Origin of the sequence: Amnibacterium sp. (assembly GCF_051956055.1) — a bacterium.
Lineage (GTDB): Bacteria > Actinomycetota > Actinomycetes > Actinomycetales > Microbacteriaceae > Amnibacterium.
In genome coordinates, this window is the sequence record NZ_JBQCGC010000039.1 from 21,260 (window position 1) to 44,147 (window position 22,888).

Annotated in this window: 28 protein-coding genes and 1 tRNA gene; 25 read left to right on the forward strand and 4 right to left on the reverse strand. The window is 72.4% G+C overall.

Features of this window, described 5'->3' with window-relative positions; genetic code table 11:
* The first annotated feature begins 4 nt into the window (after positions 1 to 4).
* The 11 genes from ACTHLI_RS06235 (at position 5) to ACTHLI_RS06285 (ending at position 8,788) form a co-directional block, all read left to right on the forward strand.
* Entirely contained in the window at positions 5 to 1,306 is a 1,302-nt protein-coding gene (locus tag ACTHLI_RS06235; RefSeq protein WP_440182265.1) for a dihydrolipoamide acetyltransferase family protein, read from the forward strand.
* Positions 1,307 to 1,465: 159 nt separating this feature from the next.
* Positions 1,466 to 2,362 carry a metal ABC transporter solute-binding protein, Zn/Mn family gene (locus ACTHLI_RS06240; protein ID WP_440182266.1) on the forward strand — a complete coding sequence of 299 codons (897 nt, stop codon included), beginning with the start codon at positions 1,466 to 1,468 and terminating at the stop codon, positions 2,360 to 2,362.
* Entirely contained in the window at positions 2,359 to 3,153 is a 795-nt protein-coding gene (locus ACTHLI_RS06245; protein WP_440182267.1) for a metal ABC transporter ATP-binding protein, read from the forward strand. The genes ACTHLI_RS06240 and ACTHLI_RS06245 overlap by 4 nt, the downstream gene beginning before the upstream one ends.
* Positions 3,150 to 3,989 (forward strand): metal ABC transporter permease, encoded by an 840-nt coding sequence (locus tag ACTHLI_RS06250; protein WP_440182269.1) that lies wholly within the window; start codon positions 3,150 to 3,152, stop codon positions 3,987 to 3,989. The genes ACTHLI_RS06245 and ACTHLI_RS06250 overlap by 4 nt, the downstream gene beginning before the upstream one ends.
* Positions 3,986 to 4,372 (forward strand): Fur family transcriptional regulator, encoded by a 387-nt coding sequence (locus ACTHLI_RS06255; RefSeq protein WP_440182270.1) that lies wholly within the window; start codon positions 3,986 to 3,988, stop codon positions 4,370 to 4,372. The genes ACTHLI_RS06250 and ACTHLI_RS06255 overlap by 4 nt, the downstream gene beginning before the upstream one ends.
* A gap of 232 nt (positions 4,373 to 4,604) precedes the next feature.
* Positions 4,605 to 4,841, forward strand: a complete 237-nt coding sequence (gene rpmB, locus ACTHLI_RS06260) for a 50S ribosomal protein L28 (RefSeq protein WP_440182271.1) — start codon at positions 4,605 to 4,607, stop codon at positions 4,839 to 4,841.
* Positions 4,841 to 5,008, forward strand: coding sequence for a 50S ribosomal protein L33 (gene rpmG, locus ACTHLI_RS06265; protein ID WP_440182273.1), 168 nt, complete (start codon positions 4,841 to 4,843; stop codon positions 5,006 to 5,008). Before rpmB ends, rpmG begins: the two co-directional genes overlap by 1 nt.
* 3 nt (positions 5,009 to 5,011) lie before the next feature.
* Complete coding sequence (rpsN, locus tag ACTHLI_RS06270) at positions 5,012 to 5,317, forward strand: 30S ribosomal protein S14 (protein WP_440182274.1); 306 nt, start codon at positions 5,012 to 5,014, stop codon at positions 5,315 to 5,317.
* Between the two features lie 121 nt (positions 5,318 to 5,438).
* Entirely contained in the window at positions 5,439 to 5,723 is a 285-nt protein-coding gene (locus tag ACTHLI_RS06275) for an HU family DNA-binding protein (RefSeq protein WP_440182276.1), read from the forward strand.
* Positions 5,724 to 5,828: 105 nt separating this feature from the next.
* The gene (locus ACTHLI_RS06280; protein WP_440182277.1) at positions 5,829 to 7,496 is read left to right on the forward strand and encodes a cytochrome c oxidase assembly protein; all 1,668 of its coding nucleotides are present in this window, start codon (positions 5,829 to 5,831) and stop codon (positions 7,494 to 7,496) included.
* Positions 7,493 to 8,788 carry an ATP-dependent DNA helicase gene (locus tag ACTHLI_RS06285; RefSeq protein ID WP_440182278.1) on the forward strand — a complete coding sequence of 432 codons (1,296 nt, stop codon included), beginning with the start codon at positions 7,493 to 7,495 and terminating at the stop codon, positions 8,786 to 8,788. Before ACTHLI_RS06280 ends, ACTHLI_RS06285 begins: the two co-directional genes overlap by 4 nt.
* A gap of 25 nt (positions 8,789 to 8,813) precedes the next feature.
* Here the strand turns inward: ACTHLI_RS06285 and ACTHLI_RS06290 are convergent, their stop codons facing one another.
* Positions 8,814 to 9,290: a hypothetical protein gene (locus tag ACTHLI_RS06290; protein WP_440182280.1), complete on the reverse strand. Its 477-nt coding sequence runs from the start codon at positions 9,288 to 9,290 to the stop codon at positions 8,814 to 8,816.
* 10 nt (positions 9,291 to 9,300) lie between these two features.
* A complete protein-coding gene (locus ACTHLI_RS06295; RefSeq protein ID WP_440182281.1) occupies positions 9,301 to 9,789 on the reverse strand; it encodes a DUF4383 domain-containing protein in 489 nt (162 codons plus the stop codon).
* A gap of 219 nt (positions 9,790 to 10,008) precedes the next feature.
* On the opposite strand from ACTHLI_RS06295, the gene ACTHLI_RS06300 reads away from it, so the two are divergent.
* From ACTHLI_RS06300 to dcd, 3 genes are all read left to right on the forward strand, one after another.
* Positions 10,009 to 10,335, forward strand: a complete 327-nt coding sequence (locus ACTHLI_RS06300) for a DUF3467 domain-containing protein (RefSeq protein WP_440182283.1) — start codon at positions 10,009 to 10,011, stop codon at positions 10,333 to 10,335.
* A 73-nt stretch (positions 10,336 to 10,408) separates the two neighbouring features.
* Positions 10,409 to 10,482: transfer RNA gene (locus ACTHLI_RS06305), tRNA-Gly, on the forward strand.
* Between the two features lie 44 nt (positions 10,483 to 10,526).
* Positions 10,527 to 11,132 carry a dCTP deaminase gene (dcd, locus tag ACTHLI_RS06310; RefSeq protein ID WP_440182285.1) on the forward strand — a complete coding sequence of 202 codons (606 nt, stop codon included), beginning with the start codon at positions 10,527 to 10,529 and terminating at the stop codon, positions 11,130 to 11,132.
* Positions 11,133 to 11,192: 60 nt separating this feature from the next.
* On the opposite strand, the gene idi is transcribed toward dcd, so the two are convergent.
* Positions 11,193 to 11,723 (reverse strand): isopentenyl-diphosphate Delta-isomerase, encoded by a 531-nt coding sequence (gene idi / locus ACTHLI_RS06315; protein ID WP_440182287.1) that lies wholly within the window; start codon positions 11,721 to 11,723, stop codon positions 11,193 to 11,195.
* A gap of 113 nt (positions 11,724 to 11,836) precedes the next feature.
* Here idi and ACTHLI_RS06320 point away from each other — a divergent pair, with 113 nt between their 5' ends.
* The 6 genes from ACTHLI_RS06320 (at position 11,837) to ACTHLI_RS06345 (ending at position 16,383) form a co-directional block, all read left to right on the forward strand.
* On the forward strand, positions 11,837 to 12,715 hold the full coding sequence (locus tag ACTHLI_RS06320; protein WP_440182289.1) for a phytoene/squalene synthase family protein: 879 nt from the start codon (positions 11,837 to 11,839) through the stop codon (positions 12,713 to 12,715).
* Entirely contained in the window at positions 12,712 to 14,289 is a 1,578-nt protein-coding gene (crtI, locus tag ACTHLI_RS06325) for a phytoene desaturase family protein (protein WP_440182291.1), read from the forward strand. Before ACTHLI_RS06320 ends, crtI begins: the two co-directional genes overlap by 4 nt.
* The gene (locus ACTHLI_RS06330; RefSeq protein WP_440182293.1) at positions 14,286 to 14,648 is read left to right on the forward strand and encodes a lycopene cyclase domain-containing protein; all 363 of its coding nucleotides are present in this window, start codon (positions 14,286 to 14,288) and stop codon (positions 14,646 to 14,648) included. Before crtI ends, ACTHLI_RS06330 begins: the two co-directional genes overlap by 4 nt.
* Positions 14,645 to 14,950, forward strand: coding sequence for a lycopene cyclase domain-containing protein (locus ACTHLI_RS06335; protein WP_440182295.1), 306 nt, complete (start codon positions 14,645 to 14,647; stop codon positions 14,948 to 14,950). Before ACTHLI_RS06330 ends, ACTHLI_RS06335 begins: the two co-directional genes overlap by 4 nt.
* Complete coding sequence (locus ACTHLI_RS06340; RefSeq protein WP_440182296.1) at positions 14,947 to 15,810, forward strand: prenyltransferase; 864 nt, start codon at positions 14,947 to 14,949, stop codon at positions 15,808 to 15,810. Before ACTHLI_RS06335 ends, ACTHLI_RS06340 begins: the two co-directional genes overlap by 4 nt.
* Before the next feature lie 72 nt (positions 15,811 to 15,882).
* On the forward strand, positions 15,883 to 16,383 hold the full coding sequence (locus ACTHLI_RS06345) for a DUF427 domain-containing protein (protein WP_440182297.1): 501 nt from the start codon (positions 15,883 to 15,885) through the stop codon (positions 16,381 to 16,383).
* Here ACTHLI_RS06345 and ACTHLI_RS06350 read toward each other — a convergent pair.
* Positions 16,333 to 17,670, reverse strand: coding sequence for an MFS transporter (locus tag ACTHLI_RS06350; RefSeq protein WP_440182298.1), 1,338 nt, complete (start codon positions 17,668 to 17,670; stop codon positions 16,333 to 16,335). The two genes, ACTHLI_RS06345 and ACTHLI_RS06350, sit on opposite strands and share 51 nt — an antisense overlap.
* Before the next feature lie 222 nt (positions 17,671 to 17,892).
* On the opposite strand from ACTHLI_RS06350, the gene ACTHLI_RS06355 reads away from it, so the two are divergent.
* The 5 genes from ACTHLI_RS06355 to ACTHLI_RS06375 all read left to right on the forward strand — a co-directional run bounded on the left by ACTHLI_RS06355 (position 17,893) and on the right by ACTHLI_RS06375 (position 22,815).
* Positions 17,893 to 18,801: a rhomboid family intramembrane serine protease gene (locus ACTHLI_RS06355; RefSeq protein ID WP_440182299.1), complete on the forward strand. Its 909-nt coding sequence runs from the start codon at positions 17,893 to 17,895 to the stop codon at positions 18,799 to 18,801.
* A gap of 143 nt (positions 18,802 to 18,944) precedes the next feature.
* The gene (dnaK, locus tag ACTHLI_RS06360; RefSeq protein WP_440182300.1) at positions 18,945 to 20,804 is read left to right on the forward strand and encodes a molecular chaperone DnaK; all 1,860 of its coding nucleotides are present in this window, start codon (positions 18,945 to 18,947) and stop codon (positions 20,802 to 20,804) included.
* Positions 20,801 to 21,409 (forward strand): nucleotide exchange factor GrpE, encoded by a 609-nt coding sequence (locus tag ACTHLI_RS06365; RefSeq protein WP_440182301.1) that lies wholly within the window; start codon positions 20,801 to 20,803, stop codon positions 21,407 to 21,409. The genes dnaK and ACTHLI_RS06365 overlap by 4 nt, the downstream gene beginning before the upstream one ends.
* A 3-nt stretch (positions 21,410 to 21,412) precedes the next feature.
* Positions 21,413 to 22,399: a DnaJ C-terminal domain-containing protein gene (locus tag ACTHLI_RS06370; RefSeq protein ID WP_440182302.1), complete on the forward strand. Its 987-nt coding sequence runs from the start codon at positions 21,413 to 21,415 to the stop codon at positions 22,397 to 22,399.
* A 2-nt stretch (positions 22,400 to 22,401) separates the two neighbouring features.
* The gene (locus tag ACTHLI_RS06375; protein WP_440182303.1) at positions 22,402 to 22,815 is read left to right on the forward strand and encodes a heat shock protein transcriptional repressor HspR; all 414 of its coding nucleotides are present in this window, start codon (positions 22,402 to 22,404) and stop codon (positions 22,813 to 22,815) included.
* Positions 22,816 to 22,888: the final 73 nt, after the last annotated feature.

A 22,888-nucleotide genomic window follows, 5' to 3' on the forward strand; every position in this document is an offset into this window, starting at 1 on the left:
AGATGTGACCACATCCCACTTCGCCCTGCCCGACGTCGGCGAGGGGCTCACGGAGGCGGAGATCGTCTCGTGGAAGGTCGCGGCGGGGGACACGGTCGCCGTGAACCAGGTGATCGTCGAGATCGAGACCGCGAAGTCGCTCGTCGAGCTGCCGTCCCCGTACGCGGGCACCGTGGCCGAGCTGCTGGTCGCGGAGGGGGACACGGTCGCGGTCGGCACGCCGATCGTCGCGGTGGCCTCCGGCACGGCCGAGCAGCTCGCCTCGCCGCTGCAGACGCCGGCGCAGGCGGCGTCCCCGGTCGAGGTGCAGGTGCGCGAACCGGCCGAGCAGACCGAGTCCGGCTCCGGCGCGGTGCTGGTCGGGTACGGGACGGACACGCACGCGAAGAGCCGCCGCGGGCAGCGGCGCGGCCCGGTCGCGAGCGCGGTGCCGCCGAGGGCTCCGGTCGCCGCACCGGTCAAGCCGCCGATCCGGAAGCTCGCGAAGGACCTCGGGGTGGACCTCGGCCGGGTGGCGCCGAGCGGCCCGTCCGGCGAGGTGACGCGGGACGACGTCCTCCGCACCAAGCAGCAGGAGAGCGTCTTCCGCAACGTCGAGACGCCCGCGTGGCCCGCCGATCGGGAGGAGCGCATCCCCGTCAAGGGCATGCGCAAGGCCATCGCGAACGCGATGGTGACGAGCGCCTTCACCGCGCCCCACGTGAGCGTGTTCGTCGACGTGGACGCGACGCGCACCATGGAGTATGTGCGGCGGCTGAAGGCGTCGCCCGACTTCTCCAGCGTGAAGATCTCGCCGCTGCTCGTGATGGCACGCGCGGTGATCTGGGCGGTGCGGCGGAACCCGAGCGTGAACTCCACGTGGACCGACTCCGAGATCGTGGTGCACCACTACGTGAACCTCGGGATCGCCGCGGCGACGCCGCGCGGGCTGATCGTGCCGAACATCAAGGACGCGCAGGCGCAGTCGATGCGCCGGCTCGCCGGCTCGCTCGAGCAGCTGGTGATCACGGCGCGGGACGGCAAGACGACGCCCGCGGACATGGCGCAGGGTACGATCACCATCACCAACCTCGGCAGCTTCGGGATGGACACCGGGACGCCGATCCTCAACCCGGGTGAGGTCGCGATCGTGGCGCTCGGCACGATCCGGCAGAAGCCGTGGGTGGTGGACGGCGAGGTCGTGCCGCGCTACGTGACGACGATCGGCGCGAGCTTCGACCACCGCGTCGTCGACGGCGACGTCGCGAGCCGGTTCACGGCGGACGTGGCGGCGATCATGGAGGAGCCCGCCCTCCTGCTCGACTGACCGGCCCGAGCCGATCCGAGCTGTGTCGGCGGTTCATTTTGAAGGGGTTTCGGCCGCACTGATCCGCGCTGCTCGGACGGTCCGCGCCGAAACCCCTTCAAAATGCAGTCTCCGGGTCCGAGTTGAGAATGATTACCAGTAAGAGCTAGAGTCGCGGTCGTGAAGCGACTCCTGCCACTCGCCCTGGTTCCGGTGATCGCGCTCGCCGGCTGCTCGGGGGCGCCGTCCTCCGGCGCCTCGGACGGGCGCGTGCGCGTCGTCGCATCCACCGACGTGTGGGGCGACATCGCATCGCAGATCGGGGGATCCGCGGTGCAGGTGGACTCGATCATCAACGACCCGAACCGGGACCCGCACGACTACCAGGCGGACCCGCGCGATCAGCTGGCGGTCTCGAAGGCGCAGCTCGTGATCGTGAACGGCGGCGGCTACGACGACTTCCTCCTGCAGCTGCTGCACCACGCGCCCGCCTCGACCCGCACCGTCGACGCGGTCGACGCCTCCGGTCTGAACCAGAAGCCGGCATCCGGCTCGTTCAACGAGCACATCTGGTACGACCTGCCCGCCGTGGCGAAGGTCGCCGCCGTCGTCGCGACCGAGCTCGGCAGGCTGGACGCCGGGAAGCGCGCGACGTTCCAGGCGAACCTGACGACGTTCACCGCGAAGCTCGACGCGCTGGAGGCGACGGAGGCGTCGATCGCGGCGACGACGAAGGGTGAGGGGGTCGCCATCACCGAGCCCGTCCCGCTGTACATGACCGAAGCCCTGGGCCTCGTGGACCGCACCCCACCGGCCTTCAGCGCGGCCGTGGAGGCGGGCAACGACGTCGCTCCCGCCGTGCTCGAGGAGCAGCTCGCGCTGCTCACCGGTCATCGGGTCGCCGTCCTGGCCTACAACGAGCAGACCGCGGGCGCCACCACGGACCAGGTGCTCGCGGTGGCGCGGCGGGCGGGGGTGCCCGCCGTCGGCGTCCGGGAGACCCTGCCGAGCGGGCAGGACTACCTGCAGTGGATGCAGCGGGACCTCGAGGCGTTCAAGGGGGCGTTGCACGCATGACCGCCGCGATCGAGCTCTCCGGCGCGCGACTGACCTTCGGCGCCCGCACCCTCTGGCGGGACCTCGACCTCGAGGTGGCACCGGGCGAGTTCGTCGCCGTCCTCGGCCCGAACGGCTCGGGGAAGACCACGCTGCTGAAGGCGGTCCTCGGCACCCAGCCGCTCTCCGCCGGGCGCCTCCGGGTCCTCGGGCGGCCGCCGACGCGCGGCGACCGGAGGATCGGGTACATCCCCCAGCAGCGGCTGCTCGACGCCTCGACCCCGGTCCGCGGGGCCGATCTCGTCGGCTTCGGGGTGGACGGGGCACGGTTCGGCCTCCCGTTCCGGCGGCGGGCGGACCGCGAGCGCATCGACCGGCTCATCCGCGACGTCGAGGCCGAGCGGTTCGCCGGCCGCGCCGCGTGGCGGCTGTCCGGCGGCGAGCAGCAGCGCCTCCGGGGCGGTCAGGCCATCGCCGACGATCCGGCGCTCCTGCTGTGCGACGAACCCCTGATCTCCCTCGACCTCGCGAACCAGGCGGCGGTGAGCGGGCTGATCGAGCGCCAGCGCCGCGAGCACGGCGCGGCCGTGCTGTTCGTCACCCACGACGTGAATCCCGTGCTCCCCTATGTGGACCGAGTGGTCTACCTCGTGGACGGGCGGGTGCGGATCGGTCGCCCCGACGAGGTGCTCACGTCCCCCGTCCTCAGCGAGCTGTACGGGACGCACGTGGACGTCGTGCGGGTGCACGACCGCATCGTCGTGATCGGAGCCGGTCACGACGCGCACGAGCACGCGGGGGAGGCGTCGTGACGCTGTTCGACTTCACCGACTACGGGGCCCTGCTCGGCCTCGTCACCAACTCGCTCATCGCCGGCGCGCTGCTCGGCGTCGTGGGCGGCCTGGTCGGGTTCTTCGTGATGGCGAGGGACCTGCCCTTCGCGGTGCACGGGATCAGCGAGCTGTCCTTCGCCGGTGCGGCCGGTGCGCTGCTGATCGGGACCGACGTGGTCGTCGGCTCGGTCGTCGGCTCGGTGGTCGCCGCCCTGCTCATCGGGTTGATGGGGGTGCGGGCCAGGGAACGCAACTCCGTGATCGGCGTGCTCATGCCGTTCGGGCTCGGTCTCGGGATCCTGTTCCTCGCGATCTACCCGGGACGGTCCGCCAACCGGTTCGGGCTGCTCACCGGCCAGGTCGTGTCGGTGGACGGTCCGCAGGTGCTCGTGCTCATCGCGGTGTCGCTCGTGGTGCTGGTGGGCCTCCTGCTCATCTGGCGCCCGCTGCTCTTCGCGAGTGTGGACGAGGACGTCGCGGTGGCCCGCGGCGTGCCGACGCGGGCGCTCTCCATCGGCTTCATGCTCCTGCTGGCGCTCACGGTGTCGGTCGCGGTGCAGACGGTCGGTGCGCTGCTCGTCCTCGCGCTGCTCGTCACGCCGGCCGCCGCGGCGCTCCGCGTGGCGTCGGGTCCGCTCGCCGTGAGCCTGCTCAGCATGCTGTTCGCCACGGTGTCGATGGTCGGCGGCATCCTCCTGGCGCTCGGCGCCGCGATCCCGATCAGCCCCTACGTGACGACCATCTCGTTCCTGATCTACGTCGTCTGCCGGATCGTCGGAGCCCGTCGGTCGGCGCGCGTACGCTCGGCCGCATGAAGCGCCGCACGTGGCAGCGCGCCGCCGTGCAGGACGCGCTGGCGGGGCGGGACGACTTCGTCAGCGCGCAGGCGCTGCATTCGCAGCTCCGCGCCGACGGCTCGCCCATCGGGCTGGCCACCGTCTATCGGGCGCTGGCCGATCTGGCGGAGGAGGGTGAGGCGGACTCGCTGCAGGCGGAGGGGGAGAGCCTCTACCGCGCCTGCGTCTCCCCCGGGCACCACCACCACCTGATCTGCCGCACCTGCGGCCGCACGGTCGAGATCGAGGCCGACGACATCGAGGCGTGGGCCGCCGGCGTCGCCGCCGCGAACGGCTTCACCGACCCGCAGCACGTCGTCGACGTGTTCGGCACCTGCGCGGCCTGCGCCGCCCGCGCCTAGATCGACGCCCCGTCCCGAATTCGACGCTGCGCGCCGTCGAATTTGGGACAGAACGTCGATCCAGCGATTCACGTGTCGGGGCGTTGCACGTGGCGGGAGGGAGGCGGTGCGGGCTCTGGTAAGGTTTCCGATCGGCCGCGTCGCGGCAGTGGGCGTCCCGCACCCGGGGTTCCTGCAGACAAGTGATCTTGGGTGCACCGGCTTCGGCCTGTGCACGGTAGAAGGAGGAACCGTGGCAGCAGTCTGCCAGGTGACCGGCGCCGGCCCCGGCTTCGGCAACACCATCTCGCACTCGCACCGGCGCAACCACCGTCGGTTCGACGTGAACGTCCAGAAGAAGAAGTACTACGTGCCGTCGCTCAAGCGCACCGTCACGCTCACGGTCTCGGCCAAGGGCATGAAGGTCATCGACGCGCGTGGTATCGAGAGCGTCATCGCGGGCATCCTCGCCCGTGGGGAGAAGATCTGATGGCCCGCCAGCAGGATGTCCGGCCGATCATCAAGCTCAAGTCGACCGCCGGCACCGGGTACACCTACGTGACCCGGAAGAACCGCCGCAACAACCCCGACCGCATCGTGCTGAAGAAGTACGACCCGGTGATCCGCAAGCACGTCGAATTCCGCGAGGAGCGCTGAGCCATGGCGAAGAAGAGCAAGATCGCGCGCAACGAGCAGCGCGCCGTGGTGGTGGAGCGCTACCGCACCAAGCGGCTCGAGCTGAAGAAGCAGCTCGTCGACCCGAACGGAACCGACGAGTCGCGTGAGGAGGCCCGCGTGGCGCTGCAGAAGCTCCCGCGCGACGCCTCGCCGGTCCGGCTGCGCAACCGCGACGCCGTCGACGGGCGCCCTCGGGGCAACCTCTCGAAGTTCGGGATCTCCCGTGTGCGCTTCCGTGAGATGGCGCATCGCGGGGAACTCCCCGGCATCACGAAGTCAAGCTGGTAGGTTTCCGCGTGGTTCCGGCCGACACGCCGGAGCGCAACGGGCCAGAACCACTCTGAGCAGACCCGCCGAAACCGCCGCCGCCGCGCGGCCAGACCCGTCCGACTCGAGGAGGACGACGCATATGGCAGACACCCTGAACCGCACCGAGCTCGTGCAGGCCGTCGCGGCCGAGACGAACCAGTCGCAGAGCACCGTCAACGGTGTCCTCGACGCGCTCTTCTCGCAGCTCGCGAAGTCCGTCGCGGGCGGCACCAAGGTGACGATCCCGGGCTGGCTCGCCGTCGAGCAGACCTCCCGTGCCGCTCGGACGGGCCGCAACCCGCAGACGGGCGAGCCGATCGAGATCGCTGCGAGCAAGTCGGTGAAGATCAGCGCAGGCAGCAAGCTCAAGGCCGCCGTCAAGTAGTCCACGGCGACCGCAAGGAAGGCGCCCGCTCCTCCACACGGAGGGCGGGCGCCTTCCTCGTTCTCGGGGCGGATCGCGCCGCGCGGCGCACCTACCCTGGACGGGATGAACCCCGCGATGCGGGTCGCGTGGCCGGCCCTGACGACCCTGGTCGCCGTGGGCGCCGCGGTGCTCGCATCGATCGGGTCCGCGCCGCTGCCCGTGGTGCGGACCGTCGTACTGACGCTGCTCGTCCTGGCGATCGCGACGGCCCTCGGTGGGAGCGCGGCCGCGGCCATGACGCCCGCGGGTGCCGCACATCGGCGGGGGCGCCTGCTCGACGTCGCCGCCGGCGGCGCTGCCGTCTGGACGATCGCAGCGGCGACGAGCGCGTTCCTGCTCTACCTCGGGCAGGCCCCGGCGATCTCCTCGCCCGCCTTCGGACCCGGGCTCGTCACGTTCGCGACGCAGGTCGCCGTCGGGCGCACCTGGCTGGTCGCGACGATCGCGGCCGCGGTACTCACCGCCGTCCTCCTCGGCGTGCGCTCGCGGACGGGCGTGCGGGCGCTGTGGCCCGTCGTCGTGCTGGTGGCCGTCCCCGTCGCACTCGCGGGTGTCGGGGACGGTGCATCGCTCGCCGATCGCCGGACCCTCGGCTCCGCGGCGCTGGTGCAGCTGGTGGCGCTCGCCACCTGGACTGGGCTCGCGGTGCTGCGGCCGGCGCGGGGCCGACGTGTCGCCGTCGGAGCGCTCGGCGCGCTCGTCCTCACGGTCGCCGGCGCAGGAGGCGTGCTGCTGCAGGAGGGGGAGATCGGGGGCGCCTGGATCGCGGGCGCCGTCGCGGTCGTGCTCGCGGGCGTCGTGGCCGTCGCCCGGCCCCGACGCGCCCGCATGCTGCAGGCCTCCGTCGTCCCGCCGCTCCTCGGCGCGCCCGTCGGACTGGACGCCGCCGCCGCCGTCACCCGGGAGCTGCCGACCGTCGCGAGCCGTACCGCCCCGGCGGCGATCCTGACCGGTGCGCCCCTGCCGCCGACGCCCTCCCCCGCCGCGGTCCTGCTCGCCTGGCAGCCCGACCCGGTGTGGCTCGTCGTCGCCGCGGGGCTCCTGGCCGCGTACGGCGTCCTGCTGCGCCGGTCCGCGGCCGCAGGATCCCCGGTGCGGACCGGATCCTGGGTCCTCGGGACCGTGCTGCTCGTCTGGCTGACGAACGGCGCGCCTGCGGTCTACCAGGAGGTGCTCTTCGCGCCGCACCTGCTGCAGCACCTCGCGCTGCTCCTCGTCGTGCCCGCGCTCCTCGCCGCCGGCGCACCCCTCCGCCTCCTGGCCGCCTCAGGCCTCGCGGGGGCCGGTCGCACCAGGGGGTCCGTGCGCGCGGCGCCCGCGCTCCTGACCGCCGTCGTGGCGGTGGCGGCGCTCTACGGGACGGCGGTGCTGCAGTGGACCGTGTCCGACCCCGTCGGCACCGAGGTCGGCATGCTCGGCTGCCTCGTCGTGGGCGGTGCGCTCGTGCACGCGCTCGGGTCCGCGTCCCGGCGCAGCGCGATCGCGGTCCTGCTCGCCCTGCTCGTGCTCGAGACGGCCGCCGCGGTGCTGCTGGCCGCCGACGGCTCGCTGCTGCTCGCGGACTGGTGGGGCGCGATGGGCTGGGGCACCGACGCGCTCGCAGCGCAGCGCGCGACTGCGGTCCCGGCCTGGGTGGTCGCCGTCGTGCCGACCGCGGCCATGCTCGTGGCGGCGCTCCGTCGTCGGAAGCCCTCCACGTCACTCCTCCGCCCTGCCGGGGTGCCGGTATGAGCGCCGCGCTCGAGATCGCGCTGACGCCGGCGCAGCAGGCGGTGCTCGACGCCATCGCGGACGACGATCAGACGCCGCTGCTCGTGACGGGCCGCGCCGGCACGGGCAAGTCGACGGTCCTGCATCGCATCGTCGCCGTCGAGCAGCGCAAGGTGGCCGTGGTCGCGCCGACCGGCGTCGCCGCGCTGAACGTCGGGGGGCAGACGATCCATTCGTTCCTCCGACTCCCCGTCGGCCTGATCGGCAACTCGCGGCTCTACCAGGACCGCGAGCTCCGGAAGCTGCTGATGGCGCTCGACGTCCTCATCGTCGACGAGATCTCGATGGTGAGCGCGGATCTCATGGACGGCATCGACCGGGCCCTGCGGGAGGCGCGCGGCCGGCCCGACCCGTTCGGCGGTGTGCGGCTCGTGCTGTTCGGCGACCCGTTCCAGCTGGCGCCGGTGCCAGGAGGGGCGGAGGAGCGGGTCTGGTACGCCGAGATGTACCGCTCGCTGTGGTTCTTCGACGCGCACGTGTGGGACCGGATCGGGTTGCGGACCCTCCACCTCGACCTCATCCACCGGCAGCAGGACGAGGAGTTCCGGCGGCTCCTCACCGCGGTGCGCCACGGCGCCGTCACCCGGGAGATGGCGCAGCGGCTGAACGCGGTCGGGGCCCGGCCGCTGCCCGCCGATCCCCCGCTGACGCTCGCCAGCACGAACGCGTCGGTGGCGACGATCAACCGCAGAGCCCTCGCGGACCTCCCCGGGACGGAGGCGACCGCCCTCGCCGAGGTCGACGGCGACTTCGGCGGCCGGTCGTTCCCCGCGGACGAGGAGCTGCGCCTGAAGGTGGGGGCGCACGTGATGATGCTCAGGAACGACGCGGACGGCCGCTGGGTCAACGGGTCGATGGGCACCGTCGCGAAGCTGCACCGGGGGATGCTCACGGTCGAGATCGCGGGTGTGCAGCACGAGGTCGAACCCGTGGTGTGGGAACGCCACCGGTACACGGTCTCGGCGGACTCGAACGAGCTGCAACGGCAGGTGGTCGCGCAGTTCCGCCAGCTGCCGGTGCGGCTCGGCTGGGCGGTCACGATCCACAAGGCGCAGGGGGCCACGCTCGACGCGGCGCGCATCGACCTCGGGCGCAAGGCGTTCTCACCCGGCCAGACGTACGTGGCGCTGAGCCGGCTCACGTCGCTCGAGGGCCTCTACCTCGCCCGTCCTCTGATCCCGGGAGACGTCATCGTGGATCCCGACGTGCGCCGGTGGGTGGAGGAGCGGAGGAGGGCCGCCGCCGCGAGCTGACCGCCCCGGCGTGAAACCCGTGCCCTCAGTGCATCCGCATCGGGCCGCCGACGGACGTCGCCGCGAGGCTCTCCGTCGTCACGATCGCGACCACCGCCGCGGCCAGTCCTGCCGCGATCAGGAAGCGGACGGGGCGCGGCTCCGCCGCCTCCGGTCGACCCGGCACCAGCCGGATCGCGAGGAGCACGGCGAGGACGAGGTCGAGCGCCCCCGCCCCGCCGAAGGCGCCGCCCGGCACGCCGAGGTCGACCATGCCGCCGTGCCTGGCGGCCGCCGCGGGCAGCAGCAGCCCCACCGAGCCGAGGACCACCGCGACGGCGACGGCGACGGCCGCCGCACGCGGGAACGGGGGCTCCGGACGCGCCAGCGCGCCGACGCCCCACAGCACCTCGGCAGCGCCGAGCAGGGCCAGCGGGACGAGGACCGCGGGTGCAGTGCCCGCGGCGCTCCCGAGATGGATCAGCCCGGCACCGATCGCGGCCAGGCCGGGCCAGGTGCGCACCAGGCGCGGATCAGACGTGCTGGGCGGCGGGCTCCGGCTGCTCGGTCGCGCGCGTCACGCCGCGGTCGGCGCCGAGGCCGGTCGCGAGCAGCAGCAGCGCCGAGGCGAGGTGCAGGATGTGGTCCGGCACGTTGAGCGACAGGAAGTTGATCGGCGAGCGGCCGCCGTCGGGCGCCGTGAGAAAGAACCCGACGATGCCGAGCAGCAGGTACAGGGCGCCGACCGTGCTGTTCGCCGCCTTCGCCGACGCGGCCGTGCCCGCGCCCGCGATCACCAGCGCGGCGCCGATGAGCAGGTGCAGGACGTTGTGCAGCGGGTTGACCTCGAAGAGGCCGAAGATCGCGTTGGTGCCGTCGCCGGGACCCGCGAACGGGACCGCGTTCACCCAGAAGAAGCCGAGCAGACCGACCAGCAGGTAGACCGCGCCGAACAGCGTCGCGATGATGCGGTTCGGGGAGCGGTGGAACGCCGTTCCCGGGTTGATCTGGTTGATCTGCATGCGCCGTGCCTCCTGTGAGCCCTGACGGACGCGGGCTCCGCACCAACGATGGCAGGCCCGGCCGGGAGTCCGCCAGTTCTCATGGCCGCGCCGCCGCCGCTGCGGCGCGGCTGGGTCGCTTCGCGGCCCGGAACGGGCCGCGGTACGCGACGCGGGTCGGCCGGGGTGGTGGGTGCGGGTCGTGCGCGGGGGCCGCGCCGGCGCCCTACCGTGGTCGCCATGACCGATGAGGCCGGCAGCCCCGCCATCGCCGTGACCGTCCCTCCCGAGCAGGAGGTCGGGGTCTTCGCCGACTTCGCCGGCATCTGGCACACGCCGAGCACCTTCGTGCTCGACTTCCTCTCCCTCATCTCCCCGGCCCCGCAACGGCAGCTCGACGGCGCTGGGGAGGTCGTCGGGGCCATGCCGGCCCGCGTGGCGTCGCGGGTCCGCATCCCGGCGGAGCAGGTGTTCCAGATCATCGGCGCCCTGCAGCAGCAGGCCGACCAGTGGCTGGAGGAGACGGGACGCTCCGAGCCCCCGGAGGCGTGGACACCCAGCGTGTGAGCGCGTCACCCGCACCCGGCGCTCCGAGCCGCGACGCGCGTTGCTACACTCGCGGGGCGCAGTCGTGCGCATCGCGGGCGTAGTTCAATGGCAGAACTCCAGCTTCCCAAGCTGGTAGCGCGGGTTCGATTCCCGTCGCCCGCTCCATCGGGGGCCTTCGGGCCCACCGCGGTCCCGCTAGGGTCGGGACCGTGCTGCTGTCGGACCGGGACATCGCTGCCGAGCTGTCGTCCGGGCGGGTCGTGCTCGATCCCTACGATCCGGGCCTGCTCCAGCCCTCCAGCTTCGACGTGCGACTCGATCGCTACTTCCGCCTGTTCGACAACCACAAGTACGCGGTCATCGATCCGGCGGAGCACCAGCCGGAGCTGACCCGGCTCGTGGAGACGAAGCCCGGCCAGTCGTTCATCCTGCATCCGGGCGAGTTCGTGCTCGGGGCGACGTTCGAGGCCGTCACGCTGCCGGACGACATCGCGGCTCGGCTCGAGGGGAAGAGCTCGCTCGGTCGGCTGGGCCTCCTGACGCACTCGACGGCCGGGTTCGTCGACCCGGGCTTCACGGGCCACATCACGCTCGAGCTGAGCAACGTCGCGACGCTCCCGATCAAGCTCTGGCCCGGCATGAAGATCGGCCAGCTCTGCTTCTTCCGGCTCAGCTCCCCCGCGGAGAAGCCCTACGGCTCGGGCGAGTACGCCTCCCGCTACCAGGGGCAGCGCGGGCCGACCGCGTCGCGCTCGTACCTGAACTTCGTGCGGGCGGACGTCTCGGTGACGGATGCAGGTTCGACCGGAGGTTGAACCTGCACGTGAATCGCGCAGGTCGGCCCGGGGCGGATGCTCACCGGCCGGCAGGGGGCGTCAGGACCGGAAGGACGCGAGCTCCGCGAGCTGCAGGTTCAGCCACGGGCTGAAGGCCCACGGTGCCGCGCTCACCGCCCGCTCGAGGTCGTCGGCGTCGATCCAGCGGTACTCGGCCACCTCGTCCGGGTCCGGCTGCACCGGGTCGAGCGTCACCGCGGTGAACACGGGGCAGAGCTCGTTCTCGACGACGCCGCTCGCATCCACGGCGCGGTACCGGAACTCGGGCAGGACGAGCCGCAGCTCGGAGACGGTGATCCCGAGCTCGTCGAACGCGCGCCGGGCGACCGCTGCGGGCAGGTCCTCGCCGGGCGCCGGGTGGCCGCAGAAGGAGTTCGTCCACACGCCCGGCCAGGTGCGCTTCGAGAGTGCGCGCCGCGTCACGAGCAGGCGGCCGGAGGCGTCCCGGACATGACAGCTGAACGCGAGGTGGAGGGGAGTGTCGGCGCCGTGGACCGTCGCCTTGTCCGCCGTGCCGACGGGCGTGCCGTCGTCGTCGATCAGGACCACCTGCTCGTCGGGCTCCGTCATCCGCTCCGCTGTACCCTTGCCGTCGTGCCGCGTCGAAACGCCCCCGAACGGGGGCGCCGTTGGGCGCCCAGCCTAGGGCCAGTCCGTTCGATCGCCGAAGCATCGGGTCCGGCGTGAATCCTGCCCCGCTCGCGCGCTACGACCGCGCCGCCGTCCGCTCCGCGGCGGTCGTCATCGCGGAGTACTCGACGTCGTTCGGGCTCGCGGTCCGGCTGCTGCCTCGCGTGACCCGCAGGCACATCCGGGACGTCTACGCGCTCGTCCGGCTCGCCGACGAGGTCGTGGACGGGGTGGCCGCGGCGGCCGGCGTGCCCCCCGAGCGCATCGCGACGGCCCTGGACCGCCTCGAGGCCGAGACGTACGAGGCGATGGCCACGGGGTACTCCACGAACCTCGTCGTGCACGCGTTCGCGGCCACGGCGCGGGACGTGGGGATCGAGCGGGAGATCGTGACGCCGTTCTTCGCCTCCATGCGCATGGACCTGCAGCGCGTCACCCACACCGACGCGTCGTTCTCCGCGTACGTGGATGGATCGGCCGAGGTGGTCGGCCTCATGTGCCTCCGCGCGTTCATCGCGGCCGGGCCGCCGCGCACGCCGGAGCAGCTCGCGGTGCTGGAGCGCGGGGCGCGGCGTCTCGGCGCGGCGTTCCAGAAGGTGAACTTCCTCCGCGATCTCGCGGCGGACGCGGACGGTCTCGGCCGTGCCTACTTCCCGGGCGTCGACGTGGCGCGGCTCGACGACGCGACGAAGGATCGGCTCCTCGACGACATCGACGCCGACCTGGGCGCGGCAGCAGCCGCGCTCCCGCTCCTCGAACCGGGGCCGCGCCGCGCCGTCGCGCTCGCGCACGCCCTGTTCGCCGAGCTCGCCGACCGCATCCGGGCGACCCCCGCCACGACGCTGCGGAGCACCAGGATCCGCGTGCCCGACCCGCAGAAGGCGCGGCTGGCGGCGCTCGCCGTCGCCGGCAGGCTGCCGAGGCGGCGATGAGCCGCGCGGTGGTGATCGGCGGGGGCATCGCGGGGCTCGCGACCGCCGCCCTGCTGGCGGAGGAGGGGCACGAGGTCGTCCTGCTCGAGGCGAGGGACGCGGTGGGCGGCCGGGCCGGGGAGTGGCGCACCGGCGGCTACCGGTTCGAGACCGGGCCCTCCTGGTACCTCATGCCCGAGGTCTTCGACCACTTCTTCCGCCTGCTCGGCTCGAGCGCCGCGGAGGAGCTCGACCTGCGGCAGCTCGACCCGGGCTACCGGGTGCTGTTCGAGCCCGCGGACGGCGCGGCCGCCGAGGTGGTGGACATCGCCGCCGACCGGGCCGCGAACATCGCCCTCGCCGAGCGGCTCGAGCCGGGTGCGGGGGCGGTGCTCGCGCGCTACCTCGACTCCGCCAGGTGGGTGTACGAGACCGCGAAGCGCTACTTCCTCTACACGACCTTCCAGGATCTGCGGCCGCTGCTCGTCCCGGAGGTGATCCGGGGGCTGCCGAAGCTCGTCCCGATGCTCGTGGAGAGCCTGCAGCGGTACGTCACCCGCCGGTTCCACGACCGGCGCCTCGCGCAGATCCTGCAGTATCCCGCCGTGTTCCTCGGCAGCTCCCCGTACCGGGCGCCCGGGATGTACCACCTGATGAGCACCCTGGACCTCGAAGGCGGCGTGCTGTATCCCGCCGGCGGCATCAGCGCGGTGATCGAGGCGATCCGCGGGCAGGCCGAGCGGCGCGGCGTCGACATCCGCACCGGGACGGCAGCGGCCCGCATCCTGACGGAGGGGCGCACCGGCGGCCGGCCGGCCGTGACCGGCGTGCGCACGGCGGACGGCGAGACGATCCCCGCCGACCTCGTGGTGAGCGCGATGGACCTCGAGGCCGCGGAGCGCACCCTGCTGCCGCCGGCGCTGCGCACCTACGACGCGGACTGGTGGGCGAAGCGCACCCCCGGTCCCTCCGCGGTCCTCGTCCTCCTCGGCGTGCGCGGAGCGCTGCCCGAGCTGCTCCACCACACGCTCCTCTTCACCGCGGACTGGGCGGAGAATTTCGGCGCCGTCATGCCGAAGCGCGAGCCCGGCCCTCCGCTGCCCGACGAGCTGTCCCTGTACGTCTGTCGACCCAGCGCGTCGGACGCGGTCGCTCCGGAGGGGCACGAGAACCTCTTCGTGCTCGTCCCCGTCCCCGCCGATCCCGGTCTCGGCCACGGCGGCGTCCACGGGGCGGGTGAGGCCGCGGTCGAGCGGATCGCGGACCGCGCGATCGACCAGATCGCGCGCTGGGCCGGCGTGCCCGACCTGCGCGACCGGATCGAGGTGCGCAGGACGATCGGGCCGGCCGACTTCCGGGACGACCTCGCCGCCTGGCAGGGCACCGCGCTCGGGCCGGCCCACACGCTCCGCCAGTCCGCGCTGTTCCGGGCGGGCAACGTCAGCACGAGGGTCGACGGGCTGCTGTTCGCGGGCGGTTCCACCATCCCCGGGATCGGGTTGCCGATGTGCCTCATCAGCGCGGAGCTGGTGATCAAGCGCCTCCACGGCGACACCTCTCCCGGGCCGCTGCCCGAGCCCCTCGTGCGCCCGTGACCGGGCTGTACCTCGCCGGGCTCCTCGTCGCCATCGCCGGGCTCGTCGTGCTCGACCTCAGGCTCAAGCTCTTCCTCGGCGCCGCGCCGATCCGGGCCGCCGTCGTGCTCGTCGTCGGCGTCGCCGGCTTCCTCCTGTGGGACGCGGCGGGGGTCGGGCTCGGCGTCTTCTTCGAGGGGCGGCAGCACCTCCTGGTCGGGATCGACCTCGCGCCGCAGATCCCGATCGAGGAGCTCTTCTTCCTGATCCTGCTCTGTCTGAGCGCGATGGACGGGTTCGCGCTGGCGCATCGCCTCCTGGGTCCTGGCCGCGCCGCGGTGCTGCCGGCAGGGGAGCAGGGCGGGCGGGACGGCTCGTGACGACCTACCTGTGGCTCGCGGCGGGCGTGGCGGTGCCCGTGTCCGCGGTGTCCCTGCTCGTGCTCGCGCGCGCAGGACGGAGGGCGCTCGTCGCCGCGCTTCTGGGGCTCGTCGTGCTCGTGGCCCTCACCGCGGTGTTCGACAACGTCATCGTCGGCTCGGGGATCGTCGCCTACGACCCGAGCCGCATCCTCGGGCTCCGGATCGGCGTCGCGCCGATCGAGGACTTCTCCTACTGCGTCGTCGCCGCGCTCGCGCTCCCCGCGCTCTGGGTGCTGCTCGAGAGGAGGAGGACCCGGTGATCCGGCACCTGTTCGTGGCCTCGCGGCCGCTCTCCTGGATCAACACCGCGTACCCGTTCGCGCTCGCCTACCTCCTCCTGGCGCGGCCGGTCGACCCGCTGCCGCTCGTGGTGGGCGCCGTCTACTTCCTCGTGCCCTACAACCTCGCGATGTACGGGATCAACGACGTGTTCGACTACGAGTCGGACCTGCGGAACCCGCGCAAGGGAGGCGTGGAGGGCGCGGTGCTGGCGCCCGCCTTCCACCGGCCGACCCTCCTCGCGGCGCTCGTGACGAACGTGCCGTTCCTCGTCGTGCTCGTGCTGCTCGGCGGTCCCGCCTCCTGGGTCGTGCTCGCGATCAGCGTCTTCGCGGTGATCGCGTACAGCGCGCCCGGGCTGCGGTTCAAGGAGCGGCCGGTGCTCGACTCGATCACCTCGAGCACCCATTTCGTCAGTCCGGCGGTCTACGGGGTGGCGCTCGCGGGCGCGGCCCCCGATGCGCGCGTCGTGCTCCTGCTGGTCGCGTTCTTCTGCTGGGGCATGGCCAGCCACGCCTTCGGGGCGGTCCAGGACATCCCCGCCGACCGGGAGGCCGGCATCGGCTCCGTCGCGACCGTGCTCGGCGCGCGCCCCACGGTGATCGGCTCCGCTGCGCTCTACCTGGCCGCCGGGGTGCTGGCCGCGTGCTCGGGCTGGCCGACGTGGCTCGCGGGCCTCCTGGCGATCCCCTACCTGGCGATGGTGCTGCCGTTCGTCACGATCACGGACGCCACGGCCGAGCGGGCGAACCGCGGCTGGCGGCGGTTCCTCGCCATCAACTACGGCGCGGGGTTCGGTGTGACGCTGCTCGCGATCGCCGCTGCGGTCCTCCCCTCCTGAAGGCGTCCCTGGATCCGGGGATTGCCGCGGATCCCCGGATCGACGCACATCTCCGGCGCGCACACTGTGCGCATGCGGGCCAAGCGGATGCAGCGGATCCCCCCGGCGGCCGGCCAGGAGTCGGTGTGCGACTACCCGAGGCCGCCCGCGGTCCAGCCGTCCGACGAACGCATCCGCATCGAGCTGGGCGGCGTGCTGGTCGTGGACACCACCGACGCCGTCCGGGTGCTCGAGACGAGCCACCCGCCGGTCTACTACCTCCCGCGCGATGCCTTCCTCGTGCCCGTCCACGATGCGGGCGGCCTCAGCATGTGCGAGTTCAAGGGGATGGCGCACTACCTGACGATCGCGGCCGGGGACCGGATCGCGGTGCGCTCCGCGTGGACCTACCCCGAGCCGTGGCCCGGCTACGAGGCGCTCAGGGGCCGGGTCGCCGTCTACCCGTCGAAGATGGACCGCTGTCTGGTCGACGACGAGGTCGTCGTGCCGCAGGAGGGGGACTTCTACGGCGGCTGGATCACCTCACGGGTGGTCGGCCCCTTCAAGGGCGCGCCCGGCACCCTCGGCTGGTGAGAAGGACCCCTTGACCGGCAGCATCAGGACGAGGCCGAGCGCGAGCACCAGCACGATGCCGAGGATGCCGAAGCCCTGGTCCTGCGCGATCGCGGTCAGTGCCGCGAAGGCCGCCGGAGCGATGAAGCTCGCGGCCCTGCCGGTCGTGGCGTAGAGGCCGAACAGCTCACCGGCGCGCTCGGCGGGGACCAGCCGGCCGAGGAGGGCGCGGCTCGAGGTCTGCGCGGGACCCACGAACAGGCACAGCGCCAGGCCGAAGACCCAGAAGACCCAGCGGCCCTCGTGCTGGAGCGCGAACGCGATCGTCCCGCAGACCACGAGGCCGACGAGCGACGTCATGATCACCGGCTTCGGCCCGTAGCGGTCGTCGAACCGACCGGAGATGAGGGTGCTGACCCCCGCCACGAGGTTCGCGGCGACCCCGAACACGAGGACCTCCGAGAACGTGAACCCGAACACGGCGGCGGCGATGACGGCGCCGAAGGTGAAGACGCCGGTGAGCCCGTCCCGGAACACGGCGCTCGCGATCAGGAAGAGCAGCAGGTTGCGGTCGCTCCGCCACAGGCCGACGACGTCGGCGATCAGGCGGCGGTACGTCGCGAGCACGCCGAGCTGCTCGCCTGTGGCGATCCTCCGATCGTCCGGGACCGCGAAGAGTACGGGGACCGCGAACACCGCGAACCAGATCGCGCAGACGAGCGCGCTCAGCCGCACCCCGAAGCTCCCGATGGGGATCAGCGTCGTGACGAGCAGGACGAGGAGGACGATGCCGCCGACGTAGCCGGAGGCCCAGCCGAACGCGCTGATCCGCCCGATCGACTTCGGGGTCGACAGCGGCAGCAGCATCGCGTTGTAGTTGACGGCGCCCGCCTCGTAGGCCACGGTGCCGATCGAGACGAGGGCGACGCCGAACCAGAAGAACCCCGGCGACGGCTGGACGAGGAACATCCCGACCATGGAGGCGGCGACGACGGCGCTCGCGATCGCCAGGGGACGGCGACGGCGCCCCACCGCGTCCGAGCGCCGCCCGACCACCGGGGCGATGAGCGCGACCGCGACACCGGCGATCGCGAGCCCCCAGCCGAGCCCGCTCGAGAGCGCCGCCTTCGCGACCTTGTAGCCGGGCGCGTCGGGGGCGACCCCCGCGAACGCGTCGCTGGTGAGGTACACCGTGAACACGAACGTCGTGATGACCGCGTTGAACGAGGCGCTGCCCCAGTCCCAGGCCGCCCAGGCGAAGACGCGTCGGTCGAGGAGGCGGACGGCGGGCGCCGGAGCCACGGTCATGCGCCGGAGCATACGACCGCGGGATGGCGCGCCCGCATCCCCCGTTCGTGCACTTCGGCAGGCCAGCAGCGCTTCGGCAGGCTGAACAGCGCGCTCGCAGCCTGCCGGAGTGCGACCAGCCTGTCGAAGTGCTTCATGCGCGGGCCGTTTCGGCTGCCGCGCCCGGACGGGGGACGCGGAGCGCGCCGCACCCGTGCCGGATCTCAGGGAGAATCCCTCCTCGTGAGCGAGGGAACCGGAGCCGTCGAGATCGATCCCTCCGTCTGCTATCGGCATCCGGGGCGGCAGAGCTGGGTGCTGTGCCAGCGCTGCGGGCGCACGGTGTGCCCGGAATGCCAGATCCTTGCGCCGGTCGGTGTCCACTGCCCCGACTGCGTGCGCGAGACCTCGGGCGGCGTGGCCTGGCGACCCGCGGGCAACGTGGCGCCGATGACGAAGCCGAAGCGGCGTCGTCGGCCCGTCGGCAGCGGCAGGACGCGCTCGATGCTCGCCGGCTGGGGCGGGGTGTCGGGCGCCTCCGTCTCGCAGATCGTCCTGGTCGTCTACGCGGCGCTCTTCCTCATCGGCCTGCTCACCAACAACCTGCCGTTCGACTGGCTCGCGGGCATCCCCGGCTACGGGTGGCAGGTCTGGCGCTTCGTCACCGCTCCGCTGGTCTATCCGGCCTCGGCGAGCATCGCGATCCTCTACGCCGCGCTCCCGGCGGTGTTCTGGTGGCTCACCGCCCCCCAGCTGGAGCGCATGCTCGGCGTCCGGCGCTTCCTCGGCGTCGCCGCCACGGCCTCCGTCGTCGGCACGGCGGGCACGATGCTCGCGGGCGGCGGCTCGTACGGCTTGACGGCGCCCCTGTTCGGGCTGTTCGCGGCACTGCTGGTGGAGGTGTGGGAGCAGCCGCAGCTGCGGGCGCAGATCCTCGTGATGATCGGCATCAACCTCCTGCTGTCGCTCGCGTTCGGCGCGTCGGGCCTCACGATGCTCGTGGGCGGGATGATCGGCGGTGCGGGCTCGCTGTGGCTCCTGAGGACCGCGCCGTCGCGGGGCTGGAAGCCGCGGACGCCGATCCTCATCACGGTGGGTGTCTGCGTCGGGCTCGTGCTCCTGACGGTGCTGCGCGGCGGCTTCGCCGCCTGATCGGGAATGCCGGCCGTTCCTGAGAGTTGAGTCTCAGTGACTCAACTTCTGTCCGACGGATTGGACAGGCCCGAACGGGATCCCTAGAGTTGAGTCGCCACGACGCAAGTCGTGCCCCGATCATCAACGCAAGGAGAACCCCCATGGCTCGTGCCGTAGGAATCGACCTCGGCACCACGAACTCCGTGGTCGCCGTGCTCGAGGGCGGCGACCCGACGGTCATCGCCAACGCGGAGGGCTTCCGCACCACCCCCTCCGTCGTCGCATTCACGAAGGACGGCGACGTGCTCGTCGGCGAGACCGCGAAGCGGCAGGCCGTCACGAACGTCGACCGCACCATCTCGTCCGTCAAGCGCCACATGGGCACCTCGTGGACGACGGAGATCGACTCCAAGCGGTACACGCCGCAGGAGATCTCGGCCCGCATCCTCGGCAAGCTGAAGCGCGACGCCGAGCAGTACCTCGGTGACACCGTCACCGACGCCGTCATCACCGTGCCCGCGTACTTCAACGACGCCGAGCGCCAGGCGACGAAGGACGCCGGCGAGATCGCCGGCCTCAACGTCCTCCGCATCATCAACGAGCCGACGGCCGCGGCGCTCGCCTACGGCCTCGACAAGGGCCGTGAGGACGAGCTCATCCTCGTCTTCGACCTCGGCGGCGGCACCTTCGACGTGTCCCTCCTCGAGGTGGGCAAGGACGAGGGCTTCTCGACCATCCAGGTCCGCGCGACCGCCGGTGACAACCGGCTGGGCGGCGACGACTGGGACCAGCGGGTCGTCGACCACCTGATCAAGCGCTTCAAGGACTCGACGGGCGTCGACGTCTCGAAGGACAAGATCGCGCTCCAGCGCCTCAAGGAGGCCGCCGAGCAGGCGAAGAAGGAGCTCTCGAGCTCGACCTCCACCACCATCACGCTGCCCTACCTCTCCCTGACGGAGAACGGCCCGGCCAACCTCGACGAGACGCTCACGCGCGCCCAGTTCGAGAACATGACGAGCGACCTGCTCGACCGCACCCGCAAGCCGTTCGAGGACGTCATCAAGGAGGCGGGCGTCAAGGTCGCCGACATCGCGCACGTCGTGCTCGTCGGTGGCTCGACCCGCATGCCGGCGGTGTCCGACCTGGTGAAGAAGCTCACCGGCGGCAAGGAGCCCAACAAGGGCGTCAACCCGGACGAGGTCGTCGCCGTCGGCGCTGCGCTGCAGGCCGGTGTGCTGAAGGGCGAGCGCAAGGACGTCCTCCTGATCGACGTCACCCCGCTGTCCCTCGGCATCGAGACCAAGGGCGGGATCATGACCAAGCTCATCGAGCGCAACACGGCCATCCCGACCAAGCGGAGCGAGACGTTCACCACGGCGGACGACAACCAGCCGTCCGTCGCGATCCAGGTGTTCCAGGGCGAGCGCGAGTTCACCCGGGACAACAAGAACCTCGGCACCTTCGAGCTGACCGGCATCGCCCCGGCGCCGCGCGGCATCCCGCAGGTCGAGGTCACCTTCGACATCGACGCGAACGGCATCGTGCACGTGTCCGCGAAGGACAAGGGCACCGGCAAGGAGCAGTCGATGACCATCACGGGCGGCTCGAGCCTCCCGAAGGAGGACATCGAGCGCATGGTCCGCGAGGCGGAGGAGCACGCCGCCGAGGACAAGCGGCGCCGCGAGGCCGCCGAGGTCCGCAACTCCGGCGAGCAGCTCGTCTACTCGATCGAGAAGCTGATCAAGGAGAACGACGAGAAGCTGCCCGCCGACGTCAAGGACGAGGTGCAGGCCGACGTCGACGCGCTGAAGAGCGCGCTCGCCGGTGAGGACGACGACGCGGTGAAGACCGCGTTCGACAAGCTGAACGAGAGCCAGACCAAGCTGGGCCAGGCGATCTACGCGAACTCGCAGAACGAGCAGGCGGCCCCGACCGCGGACGCGACCGGTGCCTCCTCCTCGTCCGACGACGAGGACGTGGTGGACGCCGAGGTCGTGGACGAGGACGAGCCGAAGCGATGACGGACGAGAACGAGAAGCCGGAAGGGGCGCCCGGGTCGGGCGCCCCCGAGGGCGGCGAAGCCGCCGACGGGTTCGTCGAGGCCGAGGGCCCCGACGTCGAGACCTCCCTCTCCGATGCCGACCAGGCGTTCCTGAACGGCGAGGGCGAGCTGCCGGAGGGCATGGGTCCGGACGGGACGCCACGCGCCGAGAGCGAGCACCTCGCCGACCTGAAGCGGGTGACCGCCGAGTACGCCAACTACCGCCGCCGCACCGAGCGGGAGCGGGAGACCATCAAGGAGCGGGCGACCGGGGACGCGGCGCGGGCGATCCTGCCCGTGCTCGACGACCTGGACCGCGCGGAGGCGCACGGCGACCTCGCCGAGGGGGGCCCGCTGACCGCGATCGCGCAGAAGCTGCGGGGGGCGGTCGGCCGGCTCGGGATCACGGCGTACGGCGAGAAGGGCGAGCTCTTCGACCCGCACCAGCACGACGCGATCTTCCAGCGGGAGAGCCCCGACGTGCAGCAGCCGACCGTGTCCGACGTCGTCGAGCGCGGCTACCGCATCGGCGACACCACCCTCCGCGTGGCGAAGGTCGTCGTCGACACCCCCTCCGGGAGCTGAACCGTGGCGAGTCAGGACTGGTTCGAGAAGGACTTCTACCAGGTCCTCGGCGTCGACAAGTCCGTCTCGCAGGCCGACCTGAAGAAGGCCTACCGCAAGCTGGCACGGCAGTTCCACCCCGACTCGAACCCCGGCGACGCGAAGGCGGAGGCGCGGTTCAAGGAGATCTCCGAGGCGTACAGCGTGCTCTCCGACGAGGAGCAGCGACGCGAGTACGACCAGATCCGGGCCATGGGCTCCGGTGCCCGATTCACGGCGGGCGGCGCGGGCGGCCAGGGCGGCGGCTTCGAGGACGTGTTCGGCAACCTGTTCGGTCAGGGCGCCAGGACGCGCACGAGCACCCGCGGGGGTGGCGGCTTCGAGGACATCCTCGGCGGCATGTTCGGCGGCGGCGGCTTCGGCCAGCCGTCGGGCGGCTTCCGCGGGTACGGCGGCCCCACGCAGGGCCGGGACGTCACGGCGACGACGAGCATCGACTTCGTCACCGCCACGAAGGGCGACACCGTCACCCTCTCCGGCGGCAACGGCAAGCCGATCACGGTCCGCATCCCCGCGGGGGTGACGGACGGGCAGAAGCTCAAGCTGCGCGGCAAGGGCGAGCCCAGCCCCGACGGCGGGGAGGCGGGCGACCTGGTCCTCACCGTCCACGTCGACAAGCACCCCGTGTTCGAGCGCGACGGCCTCAACCTCAGGGTGAACGTCCCCGTGACGTTCGCGGAGGCGGCCCTCGGTGCGACGATCGAGGTGCCGACGCTCGGCGGCGACCCGGTGCGCATGAAGGTGCCCGCGGGGACCTCCAGCGGCCGTGTCCTCCGCGTCAAGGGGCGCGGCGTCGAGACGAAGAGCGGGAAGGGCGACCTGCTCGCCCGGATCGAGGTCGCGGTCCCGAGCCACCTGTCCTCGGCGCAGAAGGACGCCCTCGAAGCGCTCGTCGCCGCCTTCGGTGACGAGAACCCGCGCGACGACCTCCTGGCGAAGGCCCGGAGCTGACCATGGACGAGCACAGCCCGGTCTTCGTGATCTCGATCGCGGCAGAGCTCGCGGGCATGCACCCGCAGACGCTCCGCCAGTACGACCGGCTCGGCCTCGTCAGCCCCAACCGCACCGCAGGCAAGTCGCGCCGCTACTCGATGCGCGACATCGAGAAGCTGCAGGAGATCTCCCGCCTCGGCTCGGAGGGCGTCAGCCTGGAGGGCATCCGCCGCATCCTGGAGCTCGAGGACCAGGTGAACGAGCTGCACTGCCGCGTGCGCGAGCTGGAGAGCGCCCTCGCCGACGAACTCCTCAACCGCCCGGGCCGGCGTGTCTTCGCCGCGGGCTCCGCCGGCGAGGTCACCCCGCTGCCGACCGGCACCCGCACCCGTCGCAGCACCCAGCTCGTCGTCTGGCGCCCCCTCGGCCGCTGAGCCCGTCGGCGAGGTGCTCGCAGTCGTCCGCGACACGCCGAGCGCGTGCGCAACGACGAGCACCTCGCGGGAG

What these genes read in the sequence shown, in the direction of transcription:
- ACTHLI_RS06245 (WP_440182267.1), top strand. Translation starts at nt 2,359, where the DNA reads ATGACCGCCGCGATCGAGCTCTCCGGCGCGCGACTGACCTTCGGCGCC.
- ACTHLI_RS06255 (WP_440182270.1), top strand. Translation starts at nt 3,986, where the DNA reads ATGAAGCGCCGCACGTGGCAGCGCGCCGCCGTGCAGGACGCGCTGGCG.
- rpmG (WP_440182273.1), top strand. Translation starts at nt 4,841, where the DNA reads ATGGCCCGCCAGCAGGATGTCCGGCCGATCATCAAGCTCAAGTCGACC.
- rpsN (WP_440182274.1), top strand. Translation starts at nt 5,012, where the DNA reads ATGGCGAAGAAGAGCAAGATCGCGCGCAACGAGCAGCGCGCCGTGGTG.
- ACTHLI_RS06275 (WP_440182276.1), top strand. Translation starts at nt 5,439, where the DNA reads ATGGCAGACACCCTGAACCGCACCGAGCTCGTGCAGGCCGTCGCGGCC.
- ACTHLI_RS06280 (WP_440182277.1), top strand. Translation starts at nt 5,829, where the DNA reads ATGAACCCCGCGATGCGGGTCGCGTGGCCGGCCCTGACGACCCTGGTC.
- ACTHLI_RS06285 (WP_440182278.1), top strand. Translation starts at nt 7,493, where the DNA reads ATGAGCGCCGCGCTCGAGATCGCGCTGACGCCGGCGCAGCAGGCGGTG.
- ACTHLI_RS06295 (WP_440182281.1), bottom strand. Translation starts at nt 9,789, where the DNA reads ATGCAGATCAACCAGATCAACCCGGGAACGGCGTTCCACCGCTCCCCG.
- ACTHLI_RS06300 (WP_440182283.1), top strand. Translation starts at nt 10,009, where the DNA reads ATGACCGATGAGGCCGGCAGCCCCGCCATCGCCGTGACCGTCCCTCCC.
- idi (WP_440182287.1), bottom strand. Translation starts at nt 11,723, where the DNA reads ATGACGGAGCCCGACGAGCAGGTGGTCCTGATCGACGACGACGGCACG.
- crtI (WP_440182291.1), top strand. Translation starts at nt 12,712, where the DNA reads ATGAGCCGCGCGGTGGTGATCGGCGGGGGCATCGCGGGGCTCGCGACC.
- ACTHLI_RS06345 (WP_440182297.1), top strand. Translation starts at nt 15,883, where the DNA reads ATGCGGGCCAAGCGGATGCAGCGGATCCCCCCGGCGGCCGGCCAGGAG.
- ACTHLI_RS06350 (WP_440182298.1), bottom strand. Translation starts at nt 17,670, where the DNA reads ATGACCGTGGCTCCGGCGCCCGCCGTCCGCCTCCTCGACCGACGCGTC.
- dnaK (WP_440182300.1), top strand. Translation starts at nt 18,945, where the DNA reads ATGGCTCGTGCCGTAGGAATCGACCTCGGCACCACGAACTCCGTGGTC.
- ACTHLI_RS06365 (WP_440182301.1), top strand. Translation starts at nt 20,801, where the DNA reads ATGACGGACGAGAACGAGAAGCCGGAAGGGGCGCCCGGGTCGGGCGCC.
- ACTHLI_RS06375 (WP_440182303.1), top strand. Translation starts at nt 22,402, where the DNA reads ATGGACGAGCACAGCCCGGTCTTCGTGATCTCGATCGCGGCAGAGCTC.